Raw genomic sequence first — 15682 nt, forward strand, 5'->3', positions numbered from 1 at the left:
TCAGGAATCTGACAAAACTACGTTAACCAGGCAACAGTTGCCATCCGGCCGGTCTGTTGGTCTCTTCGATATGAGAAAAATCTTCGCTGCGCATCCGTCATGGTGCAAAGACCGCAATCCTCAATCTCATCCACCCCGAGGGATTGCAGGCGCCAACGAGCCAGGGCAGGCAGATTCGCGAACCATTTTCCCTTGGCAGCGGGATCGGGCACGAACATGCCAACCCGATCCGCACCATACCCTTCGAACGCCTTTCTAACGTCCTCACCGACCTGGAACGCTGTGGGACCGATTCCGGGACCAATCCAGGCTCTCCATTTTTCAGCTCGAGGTGACTTTAGTCGCATCGATTCCAGGCAGGCCTCCAATACACCGCCAGCTAGCCCCCGCCAGCCCGCGTGTGCCACGCCTAGCACCGTACCTGCATGGTCCGCAAGGACAATAGGCAAACAATCCGCCGTTAAAATCGTCAGAACGCGACCGGGTACCGAAGTCACGCTAGCATCGGCCTCACAGGTAAATTGGGTCCAATTTTGCGTCGGTTCAACGTCCGCATCGGCGACATGGCATCCGTGCACTTGTTTGAGCCAAAAAGGGTCGGATGGAAGACTTTGACGCAACAATGATCGATTTGCGGCGACCACCTCGGGAAAGTCTTCCGTATTCATGCCTAGGTTGAACGAATCGTAGGGCGGTTTGCTCACGCCACCGTGGCGAGTCGTGCAAAATAGACTCACCCTGTTCCAGTCCTTTTGCGGCCGAACATGCGGCAATCTCACTTTGTGCATGGTCATCCCCATCGAATCGCTTCAACTACTTGCGCCATATCTTCAGGCATGGGGGCGACAAAAGATACCTCTCCTGCTCCGCCTGGATCCTCGAAACGCAATTGATGCGCATGCAACATCTGGCGGGTGACCTGTCCAAGCATACGCCCACCGTACAAAGTATCTCCCAGCAATGGGTGCCCCAAACTGGCCAGATGAACACGAATCTGATGGGTTCGGCCTGTTTCCAGCTTGCAAATAACCTGGGAAACATTCGAGTCGTAGTATTCACCCACCCGCATTAGCTTGTAATGAGTCACAGCTGCCTTCGGGGCGGCGGGCTTTTCAACGGACATTCTGACCGGAACACGCATATCGCGTCCGATCGGCAGGTCGACCCGTCCCTCGCTCAACATGCGTCCGTGAGCAAGCGCAAGATATTCACGCCCCATTGTTCGAGCCTGTAACTGCCTCACCAGATGAGTCTGCGCGACTTCATTCCTGGCAACAACCAGAAGGCCGGACGTATCTTTGTCCAGTCTGTGCACAATTCCGGCTCTGGCAACCTGCGCCAGCTCCGGAAAACGAAAAAGCAGTCCGTTCAAAAGCGTACCGCTCCAGTTTCCCGCACCGGGGTGCGTCACCAGTCCGACAGGCTTGTTGACAACAATCCAGTCGGGACTTTGCGCCAACACTTCAAAATCCACATTTTCGGGCTTAAACGCCTGATCTTCGGGTGCAGGTTGCACAAATACAGTAATTTGATCGTCTTCGCGCAGATTTTGCCGAACCTTGGCAACCTGGCCATTGACCATGACGTGACCACCCTCGATCCAGGTCTGAATCCGGCTACGGGAATGCTGTGGAATCAGTTGTGCCAGTACCTTGTCGAGCCGCTCGAACGACATTTCATCGGACACACTAAAAAGCAACGGATCCTCTTCGGGCAGAGCATCCTCGAAAATTGGGGTATCGGTCATTTGGACTAGTCTTATAATCAGCAACGAATGCTAACACCAAGGATCACGTCAAGATGGGTCGCCCTGCTTTTTTCCTGTTTCAAAATCTGCCCGGTTTCGCCTCGATAGGCAGGATATTGGTTCTGATCGCAGCCATCATTCTGGCTGGTTGCGGCACGAAAGGGCAAGAATTTGACCCTACGGCCGGCTGGAACGCAGAGCGCCTTTATCAGGATGGCAAGGAGGAAATGAACGCCGGCAACTGGAAGGTCTGCAAAGAGCGCTTTATTGCAGTCGAAACCCGTTTTCCGCTTGGCGTTTATGCGCAGCAGGCCATGATCAGCCTTGCATACTGCTACTGGAAAGATAAGGAGCCCGAACAAGCTTTGGCTACGCTTGCACGTTTCCAGCAACAATATCCGAACCACCCGTCGATGGACTATGTGCTGTATTTGAAGGGAACGATCAATTTCACCCCTCCTAGCGCCATGTTTTCCAACATTACAGGCCAAAACCCCGGTGAGCGCGACCCCAAGGCCCTGCGTCAATCCTACGCAGCCTACAATGAGCTGATCGATCGCTTTCCCGAAAGCCGCTATACCGTCGACGCAAAAAAACGCGTAGCCTGGCTAGTCAATACTATGGCAGACAACGAAAAGTTCGTTGCCCGCTACTACTACGACAGATATGCCTACGTTGCCGCGATTAATCGGGCTCAAGTCGTCATTACCGAGTTTCAGGGCGTCCCGGCCGCCGAAGAAGCCCTGTACATCATGATGATGTCATACGAAAAGCTCGGCATGACTGACTTGCGTAACGATACAGAGCGTGTCCTGTTGGCTAACTTCCCTAAAACAAAACTTATCAAAGAAGGTTTCCCGGATAAATATTCTTCCTGGAACGTTCTGCGTCTATTCTAAATTCCGTTGCTCTGCCAGGCGGTTTCGATAAAAATCGACCGCCTCTTCCAGGGATCTGGTTCTGGCGAATGGGGGCAACCCGCGCCACAATTGTTTGCCGTATGGTTTATCCACCAAGCGTGTGTCGCCAACCATCAATACCCCCCAGTCGGTCTCGGTTCGTATAAGACGCCCTGCTCCCTGCTTTAGAGCTATCGCCGCTTCGGGCAATTGATATTCCATGAAAGGATTGCCACCGTTTTCCCGACAAATACGTATGCGCGCTTCAAGCACAGGGTCATCGGGAGGCGCAAAAGGAAGTTTATCGATCGCAACGAGCGTGAGACGATCTCCGGGAATATCAATACCTTCCCAGAAGCTTGCGCTTCCAACCAGCACCGCATGCGGCAGTGTTCTAAATCGCTCCAGCAAGTCCCTGCGCGTGCCGTTTCCCTGACGCATGATCGGCCAGGACAATCCGGCCCGATCGTAAGCCTCAGCCAACAGGCCAGCCACGCGCTCAACCGCACGTAGCGTCGTACACAGCACTAGCGCACCTGCTCCACTGGCCTGAATCAAAGGCATCAACGTATCGACAAAGGCAGGCAAAAAATCGGCGGATTGTGGTTCGGGGAGATTTTTGGGAACAAAAAGCAAGGCCTGATTCTGATAATCGAAAGGCGACTCCATCCGCAGAGTTTGAGCATCTTCCAATCCAAGTCGTGCCGTAAAATGCGAAAAATCCTGGTGCACCGATAATGTTGCCGACGTGAAAATCCAGGCTTGGCCGGCTTGTCGATATTGCGAAAAAGCCTGTGCGACTGAAAGCGGTGCGGCATGCATGCGGACGTGATGCAATCCGAGTTCGACCCAGCGAACGATCTGACGATCGATTGATCCCGATAATTTTGAACCCCTCGCAGGCTGCCCCCACTGCGCCAAGCTATTTCCAAGCGCCAGACACGTACGGGCGGCAGCCTGTAAATCCGGATGCTTTTCTTCGACGGTCAGCAACATTTTTCCGATTTCGTCCAATGCGACCTGAAGCGCCTGCCTCGCGGCATCAAAAGCTTGCGGCTCCGGAAAGGCTTCGAATGTGACCCGCTTGCCCGGCATTTTTTCAAGAGAGGCACAACTCAGCCTTAACTCCTTGGTCAATAGCTCAAGGCGACGCGACTGCACGGTCCAATTGGTCATTTCGCGAGCATGGGCCAACCCGGCCACTTCGATCTGCTTGGACAAATCCAGTAACTGGTGTGTCGAAACACTTGTCCCGAGGAATCGGGTTGCAGTATCCGGTAATTGATGCGCCTCATCAAAAATCACCGTATCCACTGCCGGAAGCAAATCAGTGACGCCAGCGTCGCGCAGCACAAGATCTGCCATGAACAAAGCATGGTTGATCACCACAACATCGGCTTCCTGGGCCTGTCTGCGAGCCTTCAAAACAAAGCAATCGCGCACATTCGGACAATCCTGCCCAAGGCAGTTTTCACGCGTGGATGTGACACGCTGCCAGATTTCGGCATCCTCCGGAACAGTCGGCAAATCAGCCCGATCCCCGGTTTTGGATATCTTGGCAAATTGTTGGATGTATCGTAACTGATGAACTTCGGCACGCGATTTCAGGCCGCGATCATCATTTTGCTGTTTTTCAAGGTGGTAATGACATACATAGTTGCCCCGCCCCTTGAGCAGGGAAATCACTGCCGGCATAGCCAATGCGTCACGCACGCCGGGTAGATCCCTAGAAAACAACTGATCCTGAAGAGTGCGCGTCCCGGTGGATACAAGGACTTTACCCCCGCTTAACAATGCAGGTACAAGATAAGCCCATGTTTTCCCCGTTCCCGTTCCGGCTTCTGCAACTAGCGTTCCACCTTCTGCAATCGTGTCTGAAACGGCTTGCGCCAACTCTATCTGCGCCGGACGAACCCGATAACCAGGGGAGTACGCCGCAAGGGGACCATCCAGGGAAAAAACATCTGAAATTGTGGGATCCAGCATCAAAACACCTTTAAAGCAAGCTGGATCATACCCTCTGAAATGAGTTGGATCGCCTATTGTGGCAAAATCCTCCGCTTGTTGACGACTATTAAGATTTTTCCGAATGAGTGTGACTACGACAGCCCAATCCGATTTCAACCTCGACGCCCAAGCCCGGATCACTGCCCAGCTTGCGCAAGAACTCAATATCCGCCCCCAGCAAGTCGCTTCGGTCATTGAATTGCTAAACGATGGTGCAACCGTTCCCTTTATTGCGCGTTACCGCAAGGAAGCCACTGGAGGCCTGGATGATACGGTTTTGCGCAATCTGGACAGCAGGCTGCTTTACCTGCGTGACCTTGAAGAACGTCGCGGCGCCATTCTCGGATCGATCAGCGAACAGGGCAAATTGACCCCTGAACTCGAAAAAGAATTGAAACTTGCCGACACTAAACAGCGTCTGGAAGATTTATATGCGCCTTATAAACCCAAGCGTCGCACGCGTGCTCAAATCGCACGCGAGGCGGGCCTGGAACCTTTGGCAGATGCCATTCTTGCCGATATAACATGCGATCCGGCCATTCTGGCCGCGCAATACTTGAACGCTGAAGCCAATATCAACGATGCCAAGGCCGCACTCGATGGCGCTCGCGATATTCTGGCCGAACGCTATGCAGAAAACGCCGATCTGTTAAGCAACATGCGCGATCACTTATGGTCGCAAGGCTACCTGTATTCAAAGGTTGCCGAAGGCAAAGAGGAAGAAGGCGCCAATTTCCGTGACTGGTTCGATTTCAACGAACCATTGAAAACCTTGCCTTCGCATCGCATTCTGGCGATGCTGCGCGGTCGCCAGCAAGGCGTGCTGGAGTTGCGCATCGGTCTGGAAAGTAGCCTGGATGCGTTGGTGCCCCACCCTTGTATCGAACGCATCGCGCAATTTTTGAAACTTGGCAATGACTTGTTTAGTGCGACACCGTCTGCGCGCGGCAAATGGTTGGCCGATGTCGCCCGCTGGACATGGCGCGTCAAACTTCTGACGATGTTTGAAACAGAAATGATCACACGTCTGCGAGAAACAGCCGAAACCGAAGCGATTCGCGTGTTTGCAGCCAACCTGAAGGATTTGCTTCTTGCGGCGCCTGCAGGTCCTAAAGCTGTATTGGGACTTGACCCTGGCATTCGCACCGGCGTCAAAGTGGCTGCCATCGACCACACTGGCAAACTGGTTGAAACCGCGACGGTTTATCCGTTTGAGCCCCGCCGTGATCGCGCTGGGGCACTAGCGACATTGGCCACGCTGGCTCGCAAACACAAAATCGAATTGGTTGCGATCGGAAACGGAACAGCCTCGCGCGAGACCGAAAAACTGGTTGGTGATTTGATGGCTGCGCAGCCCGATCTGAAATTGACACGCGTGGTTGTTTCCGAAGCTGGCGCCTCTGTGTACTCGGCTTCCGAATTGGCCGCACTTGAATTTCCGGATCTGGATGTAAGCTTGCGCGGGGCAGCCTCAATCGCACGGCGCCTGCAAGACCCATTGGCCGAACTTGTCAAAATCGAACCCAAAGCCATTGGCGTTGGGCAATATCAGCACGACCTGAATCAAAGAGAGTTGGCTCGCTCACTTGATGCCGTTGTCGAGGATTGCGTCAACGCAGTAGGTGTGGACGTAAACACTGCATCTGCAGCACTGCTTGCAAGGGTATCAGGATTAAACACTACGCTTGCCAAAAACATCGTCAGCTACCGTGACGAAAAGGGTGTATTCCTCAATCGCATGGCGTTAAAAGAAGTCTCACGTTTTGGCGAAAAGGCATTCGAGCAGGCTGCCGGCTTCCTGCGCATCCAGAATGGTGACAACCCGCTGGACGCCTCTTCAGTTCACCCTGAAGCCTATCCGGTAGTCGAGCGCATTCTGAAAAAGATTTCAGCTGGCGTGAAGGATGTCGTGGGTAATCGCGACAAGCTTAAAGGCCTGTCTCCGGCCGAATTCACGGATGAAAAGTTCGGTGTGCCGACTGTGCGGGATATTCTTGCCGAGCTTGAAAAGCCCGGTCGTGATCCACGCCCTGAATTCAAAACCGCGACCTTCAAGGAAGGCGTCGAAACAATCAACGATTTGCTGCCAGGCATGATTCTCGAAGGTGTTGTAACCAACGTGGCCAACTTTGGAGCCTTTGTCGATATAGGCGTGCATCAGGATGGTTTGGTTCACATTTCGGCACTAGCTGAAAAATTCGTGTCCGATCCTCGCGATGTCGTTCGTGTCGGTCAAATGGTCAAAGTCAGGGTTCAGGAAGTCGATGTGCCGCGTAAACGCATTGCCCTGACAATGAGGCTGAACGACGAGGCACCACCTGCAAGATCAATGAGCGCCGGCAGCTCAAATGCCGGTGGCGCTCAAGGCAGTAAACTGCGCAGACCGGCTGCGCCCGAACCGATGACCAATAACGCAATGGCTGCAGCATTTGCTAAATTAAAGCGTTGATTCAGACATTGATATTTCAATCTGCCTTCCGGACGGAACATGGCCAAACGACGCAGCGAACAAGACTTCATGCAAGAGTTGACCGATCTGTTACGAACGGAAGGCATTTCCAATCTTACGATCGCAGATATCGCCCAGCGATTGCATTGCTCTAGAAGACGAATTTATGAAATCGCTTCAACCAAGGAAGAACTTTTTTTAAGCGTCTGCCAACGCGTGTTTAATGCGACCCTAGACAAGGGATATGCTGCGGCCAGCAAAGAAACAGATGCCGCTAAAGCGATTTCGGCGTACATGCGCGCAGCGCTGAACGCATCCGGTTTAAGCAAGATAGCCTTGATCGATTTGGACTCGAGCGCCGAAGGTCGAGCGGTGTTTGATGCTTATCAAATCGCCCGAATTCGAGGCCTGGAATCCATGATTGAAGAAGGTGTCAGGCAAGGGGTGCTTGTGCAACACAACCCTCGCCTGGTGTCCGAGGCCATTCTGGGGGCAGCAGTCCGATTACGAAATCAGCAGTTTCTTACAGAGACAGGATTCAAAATCGGTGATGCTTTCAATGAGTTCTACGAAATCATCCTGAATGGGCTTCTTAAAAAATAATTCCCTAGATTTTAGGTATATTCGCTTCGCGGATCACACGCCCCCATTTAATGTATTCATCCTGAACAAATTTGGCTGTTTGTTCTGGAGTTGAAATAACCGGAATGACCGAAGCCGTATCCAGTGTCTGACGCAGACCGGGGTTGTTTTGCGCCTGATTGATCACTTCATTCAGTTTTTTGACGATGTAATCCGGCGTACCTTTAGGGACGAATGCCGCTAACCACCCGACAACCTCGAAGCCGGAAACACCCAACTCCGCAATGGACGGTACATCCGGAAGCTGTTCCACACGCTTTAACGTTGTCACAGCAATTGCTTTGACCTTTCCGGACTTGATCTGAGTCACAGCACCGCCTATGTTGGAAAACATAAAATCGACATGCCCACCAATCAAGCCTGACATCGCCTCCGAAGGGCCACCATAGGGCACATGCATGTAATTCAACCCTTTGACTTCCAGCTTCAGTAACTCGGCCGCCAGATGCGCAGAGCTGCCGACACTGCCCGAGGCGTAATTCACATCCCCTTTCTTGGACTTGATATATTGAATGAATTCCGCGAAGTTATTAATCGGCAGTGATGCATTCACGATCAATACGTTACCGTTCAATCCAAACATAGCCACTGGGATGAAATCCTTTAAAGGATCATAGGGGACTGCAGTCATCATCTGAGGGTTGATCGCGTGGGTCACATTTGTACCCAGCAGCATCGTGTATCCATCGGGCGCGGATTTCGCCACAAAATTGGCACCAATCGTAGCGCCTGCGCCAGCTTTATTTTCAACGATGACAGGTTCTTTCAGTTGCTCTGCAAGATATTTACCGAAAGTACGGCCGGTCAAATCAGTCACCCCACCCGGACCAAACGGCACAATTAGTTTAATTGCCTTATTAGGATAGGCTGGTTGAGCAGCTACTTGTGCGCTGGCATGCATGCCAGCCAGCAAGCTGGCAGAAACTAAACACGTCTTAAAAATTTTCCCTATCAAGCTCATTCTTATCCCCTTATGTATTTCTTTAAAGTTTTATGAATTCAATTACTTTCAATATCTATCCGACTTGTCGGTCACGATCACTCCAGAATCTGGTTCGAATCGCTTTCTTGTCGATTTTGCCCAATGCTGTCAAGGGCAATTCAGCTTCAAACATCACAGCCTTGGGAGCATTGACTACCCCTTTTTGATCCGTCACATATTGAATGATCTCGGTCTCGGTCGAATGCATACCTGACTTGAGCACCACAACCGCAGTCACCTTTTCACCCCACTTTTCATCCGGTACACCAATCACGGCGGACATCGCAACAGCAGAATGATTAGCCAGACAGTTTTCGACTTCGCTGGGATACACGTTAAATCCACCGGAAATAATCATGTCTTTGACGCGATCAACGATGTACAGATAACCCTGATCGTCTTTTCGCGCCATGTCACCAGTGTGCAACCAATCTCCTTTAAAGACTTTCTCATTTTCTTCAGGTCGATTCAGATATCCATCCATAATCAACGGGCCCCTCACGCAAAGTTCACCAACTTCGCCTAGCGGCACTTCACGACAATCGGAATCAAGCAATTTCACCTGATTACCAGCGACAACCCGACCACATGATCTGAACAAGTGCGGACGCGAAAAATCATGGTCCTTTTTGCTCAGATACGTAATCTTCATCGGTGCTTCGGCCTGTCCGTACAGTTGCCCGAATACCGGGCCTATTTTTTTAATGGCTTCTTGTAACCTTGAAGGTGCAATCGGTGAGGCACCATAAAGTATTAGTTCAAGACTGGATAAATCATGACGTTTGGTGTCTTCGTAGTCGATCAAGCCGTATATTTGCGTCGGAACAAGAAAGCTGAAATTGATTCGATGCTCTTGAACCATGCTCAAGAATGTTGGCGCATCATACTTTTCCATTAAATAAACGGTGCCACCACGCAAAAAGACCGGCAAGAGCAAACCACCTGCAGCATGCGAAATCGGTGTCGTGACAAGATACCGGACATGCTCTGGCCATTCATACGTGGCCATCATATAGAGGACCATCGTCACAACCGTTCGATGAGAATGCAAAATCCCCTTCGATCTTCCGGTTGTTCCGCCCGTATATGAAAGCTTGGTGATTTCGGTAGGATCATCGCCAACTGCCAAAGCTTCATCACTCATTGCGTCAGCTTGTGCAACCAGTCCGGGACCAATATCAGAATCATCCAGACTCAATACCATAGGTATCAACGCGCGATTCTTAATCGCCAGCCCCCGTCCGGTGAATCGCGAGGAGTCGACAATCAATGCCTTGATGTTCGCATCCTGAAGTACGAAGCAATGATCGTCTTCGGATGCCATCGGATGCAGCGATACGCTTTTGAGTCCCAGAATCTGCGCGGCAATGATGCCCACAATCGCTTCAGCACGGTTACCGACGAGAAATGCAATAGCATCCTGCCGTTGAAGACCCTTTTCTTGAAGTAAACGAGCAAACTGATAGGACTTTTGCTCGAGCTCACGATAAGTGAATTGGACCTGATCCCCGACTATCGCCAGCCTATCCGGATGATTTCCGAGTGCGGAGATATAAAGTTGCGCAACAGTAGACCCGCCGTAGACGGTATTGGAATGGTGTCTCATTATGTTTCTGATGAAAATTTTTATCTTCGATGCCAAGCATCTTCAGAAACAAATGTACGCTCATTTCGGTACCATGTCAAAGACAATGGTACCGAAATAAAGTTGCGAAATTAGGCGTTACTCTCGTGTCGCATCGCTAATGTCAACTGTTCCATTTTTTGATCGCGCATGGCTTCGGACTCCGACTCAACGCCATCGGCAACCTTTCGCCCTTCCAGCACGATTTCAAATCCTGTATCCCCTACTGTCCTTGCAACCGAAGCAGCCTGCTGTTGCTGCAAATCTCGCATCACTGCACCGGCCTGTTTGGGATCCGCAAATGGGACGGAACAAAACAGTTCAATGCCATCCGCACTCATCAATCGAAAACGGAATTGACCATCCTCATCCCGAAAACTGACATAGCGAGCCACTTTCGAGGATGATTTAGCAGACTTGCCAGTAGCGCTTTTAAGGCTAGCGCTCAAGGTTCGCAACCCGACTGCATCGCGCAACTCCCGGATAAACGGCGTTGCGATCGCGCGCGCTTTGCGCGCACCTTCCTGCAAAATTTCTTCAATACGATCAGGATGCGCCATCAAGGCTTCATAATTCGCGCGCAAAGGACCCATTTCCTGCTCGATCCGATCACACAACCGCTGTTTGGCGTCGCCCCAACCCAATCCTGCGATCAATTCGTCTCTAAAGGCATTAGACTCAGCAGGCTGTGCAAACGCTTTATAGATCAGGTACAAATGCGATGCATCGGCATCTTTAGGTTCGCCTGGCCCCAGCGAATCGGTCACGATTTTTGCCACCGCGGATTTCAACGCTTTGAAGCCGCCTTCAAACAGCGGTACCGTATTGTTGTAGCTCTTTGACATCTTGCGACCATCAAGCCCCGGCAAAGTCGCGACATCTTCTGCGATGACAACCTCGGGTAACACAAAGTAATCGCGGCCTTTTCCGTACAAGTGATTAAAACGTTGCGCGATGTCGCGTGCCATTTCAAGGTGTTGAGTCTGATCGCGTCCCACAGGCACTTTATGTGCATTGAACATCAAAATATCGGCCGCCATCAGAATCGGATACGAAAACAGACCCATGTTGATGCCATCGTCTTCCTCGACGCCTTTGGCCAGATTCTGATCCACCGAAGCTTTATAGGCATGCGCGCGATTCATCAGCCCCTTGGCTGTCACGCATGTCAGCATCCAGCTCAACTCGGGGATTTCAGGCACATCCGACTGACGATAAAAGGTCACCCTTTCCGGATCCAATCCACTGGCTAGCCAAGTGGCGGCTATCTCAAGACGGGAGCGCGCAATACGATCCGGATCCTCGCACTTGATCAAAGCATGGTAATCGGCAAGAAAGAAAAACGCGTCCACATCATGTTGCTGACTGGCTTGAATCGCAGGTCGAATCGCACCCACATAATTACCGAGATGGGGGGTGCCGGAAGTGGTAATGCCGGTCAATACACGAGTGTTCATAAGGAATATCGATTTTGAAAAATTTAAATCACAAAGCTACCGTATCGCGACGCTCGGAGTCGAGATACTCTTTGGATTGCATTTCGAGAATACGGGAAACCGTGCGATGAAATTCGCCCGACATAGGTCCCTCCGTGTAAATCTGCTCGGGCTCGCAACTTGCGGACATAATCAGCTTGACCTTGTGATCATAAAATACGTCGATCAACCAGGTGAAGCGCCTAGCTTCGGAAGCTTGTCTCGGACCCATTTCAGGCACATCAGACAAAATCACGGCATGAAACCGGCTGGCGATTTCCAGATAGTCGTTTTGCGAGCGCGGACCTCCACATAGAGTGGCAAAGTCGAACCAGACCACACTACCGGACCTTCGCTTGGAAAGTATTTCCCTATGCTCGATCAAAAGCGTCGGATCCATTGGAGGCGTATCGGACAACTGATCAAAGGCTTCTTCGAGCGCTCGGTCAGTGTCGGGGCCCAGGGGGGTGTGATAGCACTTCACCTGCTCAAGAGTACGTCGACGATAATCAATACCGGCATCGACATTGAGCACATCCATACGAGACTTGATTAGTTCGATCGCAGGCAAGATCCGATCGCGATGCAAACCGTCCGGATACAAGGTCGAAGGTTCGTAATTTGATGTCATCACGAACGATGTTCCGTACTCGAACAACTTGAGCAGCAAGCGATACAAAATCATCGCATCTGCCACATCCGACACATGAAACTCGTCAAAACAAATTAGGCGATACTTCTTGGCGATGCGTTTGGCGACTTCATCAAGCGGATCTTGCATCCCTTTGACATCATCGAGCTGGCGATGCACGCTGCGCATGAACTCATGAAAATGCAAACGCGTTTTGCGCTTGACCGGGACAGTCGCGTAAAAGGCATCCATGAGAAAACTCTTGCCGCGCCCAACCCCGCCCCATAGATAGGTGCCACGCGGAACTTCAGGGCGCTTGAGCAAGCGCTTGACGGCGTTCGAACGCTGCCCCTTGAACGAGACCCAATCGTCAAAATAACGCTGGAGACGTTCGATCGCTGCGCGTTGAGACACATCAGGCTTGTAACCACGTTCGGCCAAAGAACTTTCGTAATACTCGACAACGTTCATAGAATGCACATACTGATCAACGGATAAGAAAATGGCCTGAACAATTCAGTGCTTGTTCAGACCATTTGAAGGATTTGACTGCAGGCTTAGAAATTAAGCGTGCGCTTATCGACTGCCAAAGCGGCTTCCTTCACCGATTCCGACAACGTCGGGTGCGCATGGCAAATACGAGCGATGTCTTCGGCCGCACCACGGAATTCCATGATGGTGACAGCTTCAGCAATCAACTCGGAGGCCATAGGACCGATAATGTGCACACCAAGCACTTCATCAGTGGTCGCATCGGCAAGGATTTTTACAAATCCGGTTGTATCACCCAAAGCACGGGCGCGACCATTGGCCAGGAAGGGAAAACTGCCCGCCTTGTATGCGCGTCCCGAAGCCTTAAGCTGTTGCTCGGTCTGACCAACCCAGGAAATCTCGGGAGACGTGTAAATCACCCATGGGATGGTGTCGAAATTGACGTGACCATGCTGACCTGCGATACGCTCGGCAACTGCCACGCCCTCTTCTTCCGCCTTGTGCGCAAGCATCGGACCACGAACAACATCGCCAACAGCCCAAACATTCGGCAGATTGGTTTTGCAATCAGCGTCAACCACGATAAAGCCGCGGTCATCCAGTTTAAGTCCAACGGACTCTGCATTCAGACCGCCGGTGTAAGGCACGCGACCGATCGATACGATCAGCTTATCAACTACTAGCTTCTGCTCTGCGCCGGCGGCATCCGTATACGGAACCGTCACCTGCTTGGCTGTTGCCTTGATATCACCAAGCTTTACACCAGTTTGAATCGACAAGCCCTGCTTGGCAAAAATCTTCTGCGCTTCCTTTGCAACCTGATTGTCGACGGCTGCCAGGAAGTCAGGCATAGCTTCGAGAACTGTCACTTCAGCGCCCAAACGACGCCAGACGCTACCCATTTCAAGACCAATCACACCAGCACCGATGACACCCAGCTTTTTGGGTACAGCGGCAATATTCAGTGCACCATCATTGGAGAGAACTGTTTGCTCGTCAAACGGCAGACCGGGCAACTCGCGAGCGGATGAACCCGTGGCAACCACCACATGCTGAGCGACCAAGTCCGCTTCGGTCGTACCGGTGACCTTGATGGCATAGCCTCCATCGACCTGTCCGGCAAAAGCGCCTTTGCCATGGAAAAAGGTGATCTTGTTCTTTTTGAACAAGTACAAAATACCGTCGTTATTTTGTTTGACGACGCTATTTTTACGGCCAATCAGCTTGTCCAGCTTGAGCGACACACCTTTGACTTCGATACCGTGGTCGGCGAAGTGATGGTTCACTTGCTCATAATGCTCTGATGATTGCAACAAAGCCTTGGAAGGAATACAGCCAACGTTTGTACAAGTACCACCTGGTGCAGGGCCACCCTGGCCATTTTGCCAGGCATCGATACAGGCAACCGTCTTACCGAGTTGAGCGGCGCGGATGGCGGCGATGTAGCCTCCCGGACCCGCACCGATTACGACAACATCAAATTTATTCGACATGGATTTTCAGCCTTAGATTTCAAGCAACAGGCGCTGTGGATCTTCGAGCGCTTCTTTCATGGCAACCAGACCGAGCACAGCCTCGCGACCATCGATGATGCGATGATCGTATGACATCGCCAGATAATTGATTGGACGAATCACGATCTGACCCTTTTCGACAACCGGACGCTCTTTGGTTGCATGCACGCCCAAAATAGCCGACTGGGGCGGATTGATGATCGGAGTCGACAACATGGAACCGAAAACGCCACCATTGGAAATCGAGAACGTACCGCCAGTCATTTCTTCAATGCCCAGTTTGCCCTCGCCTGCGCGCTTGCCGAAGTCGGCAATGGTTTTTTCGATTTCGGCGATCGACAGCTGATCCGCATTGCGCAGAATCGGCACTACAAGGCCACGTGGGCTACCGACAGCAATACCGATATCGAAGTAGCCGTGGTAAATGATGTCCTTGCCATCAACCGATGCGTTCAAAACCGGATAACGCTTGAGCGCAGCAACGGCAGCCTTGACGAAGAAAGACATGAAGCCAAGCTTGACACCATGCTCTTTCTCGAAACGATCTTTGTACTGGTTACGCAGATCAATAACTGCTTGCATATTGACTTCGTTGAACGTTGTCAAAATCGCATTGTCTTGCTGAGATTGCAACAGACGCTCTGCGACACGAGCGCGTAAACGGCTCATGGGCACACGCTGCTCGGGACGACCATCGAGCGACTGCGACATCGGAGCGGCAGGCGCAGCAGCTTTCGCTGGTGCAGCGGAGGCGCCCAATGCGTCACCCTTGGTGACACGACCATCACGACCTGTTCCGGAAACGGAGTCGGCGGCAATGCCTTTTTCAGCGAGGATTTTCGATGCAGCAGGCGAAGCGACTGCTCCTGACGTTGCTTTGGCAGCAGGTGCCGCGGCAGGCGCCGCCGCAGGTGCCGCAGCAGGTGCTGGTGCAGCAGCGGCCGGAGCCGCAGCCGCGGCTGTTGCCGCCGTATCAATGCGCGCAATGACTTCACCGGAGGTGACGAGACTTCCGTCAGCCTTGACGACTTCTGTAAACACACCGGAGGCGGGTGCGGGCACTTCAAGAACAACCTTGTCGGTTTCGATCTCGATCAGGATTTCATCAGCCTGAACGGCTTCGCCAGGCTTTTTCTTCCAAGTCAGCAGTGTCGCTTCGGACACGGATTCGGACAATTGGGGGACAACAACGTCAGTGATGGCCATTATGAATTTCCGTA

At 51.9% G+C, this 15682-nt stretch carries 12 protein-coding genes; 3 read left to right on the plus strand and 9 right to left on the minus strand.

The window, feature by feature from the left end:
- Positions 1–17 precede the first annotated feature (17 nt).
- Both pgeF and G3I67_RS05220 read right to left on the minus strand, forming a co-directional pair.
- On the minus strand, positions 18–788 hold the full coding sequence (pgeF, locus tag G3I67_RS05215) for a peptidoglycan editing factor PgeF (protein ID WP_163652258.1): 771 nt from the start codon (positions 786–788) through the stop codon (positions 18–20).
- Between the two features lie 2 nt (positions 789–790).
- Positions 791–1747 carry an RluA family pseudouridine synthase gene (locus G3I67_RS05220; protein WP_163652260.1) on the minus strand — a complete coding sequence of 319 codons (957 nt, stop codon included), beginning with the start codon at positions 1745–1747 and terminating at the stop codon, positions 791–793.
- 53 nt (positions 1748–1800) lie between these two features.
- Between G3I67_RS05220 and G3I67_RS05225 the strand changes: the two genes are divergently transcribed.
- Complete coding sequence (locus tag G3I67_RS05225; RefSeq protein ID WP_203583554.1) at positions 1801–2646, plus strand: outer membrane protein assembly factor BamD; 846 nt, start codon at positions 1801–1803, stop codon at positions 2644–2646.
- Here the strand turns inward: G3I67_RS05225 and yoaA are convergent.
- Positions 2638–4632, minus strand: a complete 1995-nt coding sequence (gene yoaA / locus G3I67_RS05230; protein WP_163652262.1) for a DNA repair helicase YoaA — start codon at positions 4630–4632, stop codon at positions 2638–2640. The genes G3I67_RS05225 and yoaA overlap by 9 nt on opposite strands.
- Positions 4633–4735: 103 nt before the next feature.
- On the opposite strand from yoaA, the gene G3I67_RS05235 reads away from it, so the two are divergent.
- Positions 4736–7102 (plus strand): Tex family protein, encoded by a 2367-nt coding sequence (locus G3I67_RS05235; RefSeq protein WP_163652264.1) that lies wholly within the window; start codon positions 4736–4738, stop codon positions 7100–7102.
- Positions 7103–7141: 39 nt separating this feature from the next.
- A complete protein-coding gene (locus G3I67_RS05240) occupies positions 7142–7705 on the plus strand; it encodes a TetR/AcrR family transcriptional regulator (protein ID WP_163652266.1) in 564 nt (187 codons plus the stop codon).
- A 4-nt stretch (positions 7706–7709) separates the two neighbouring features.
- Here the strand turns inward: G3I67_RS05240 and G3I67_RS05245 are convergent, their stop codons facing one another.
- From G3I67_RS05245 to odhB, 6 genes are all read right to left on the minus strand, one after another.
- Entirely contained in the window at positions 7710–8705 is a 996-nt protein-coding gene (locus tag G3I67_RS05245) for a Bug family tripartite tricarboxylate transporter substrate binding protein (protein WP_235931705.1), read from the minus strand.
- Positions 8706–8760: 55 nt separating this feature from the next.
- A complete protein-coding gene (locus G3I67_RS05250; protein WP_163652268.1) occupies positions 8761–10332 on the minus strand; it encodes an AMP-binding protein in 1572 nt (523 codons plus the stop codon).
- Between the two features lie 110 nt (positions 10333–10442).
- Positions 10443–11807, minus strand: a complete 1365-nt coding sequence (locus tag G3I67_RS05255; protein WP_163652270.1) for a tryptophan--tRNA ligase — start codon at positions 11805–11807, stop codon at positions 10443–10445.
- A 28-nt stretch (positions 11808–11835) separates the two neighbouring features.
- Positions 11836–12927 carry a cell division protein ZapE gene (gene zapE, locus G3I67_RS05260; protein ID WP_163652872.1) on the minus strand — a complete coding sequence of 364 codons (1092 nt, stop codon included), beginning with the start codon at positions 12925–12927 and terminating at the stop codon, positions 11836–11838.
- 86 nt (positions 12928–13013) lie between these two features.
- On the minus strand, positions 13014–14441 hold the full coding sequence (lpdA, locus tag G3I67_RS05265; protein WP_163652272.1) for a dihydrolipoyl dehydrogenase: 1428 nt from the start codon (positions 14439–14441) through the stop codon (positions 13014–13016).
- A gap of 12 nt (positions 14442–14453) precedes the next feature.
- Positions 14454–15668, minus strand: a complete 1215-nt coding sequence (gene odhB, locus G3I67_RS05270) for a 2-oxoglutarate dehydrogenase complex dihydrolipoyllysine-residue succinyltransferase (protein WP_163652274.1) — start codon at positions 15666–15668, stop codon at positions 14454–14456.
- Between the last annotated feature and the right edge of the window lie 14 nt (positions 15669–15682).

The organism is Sheuella amnicola, from assembly GCF_010499255.1.
GTDB lineage: Bacteria > Pseudomonadota > Gammaproteobacteria > Burkholderiales > Burkholderiaceae_B > Zwartia > Zwartia amnicola.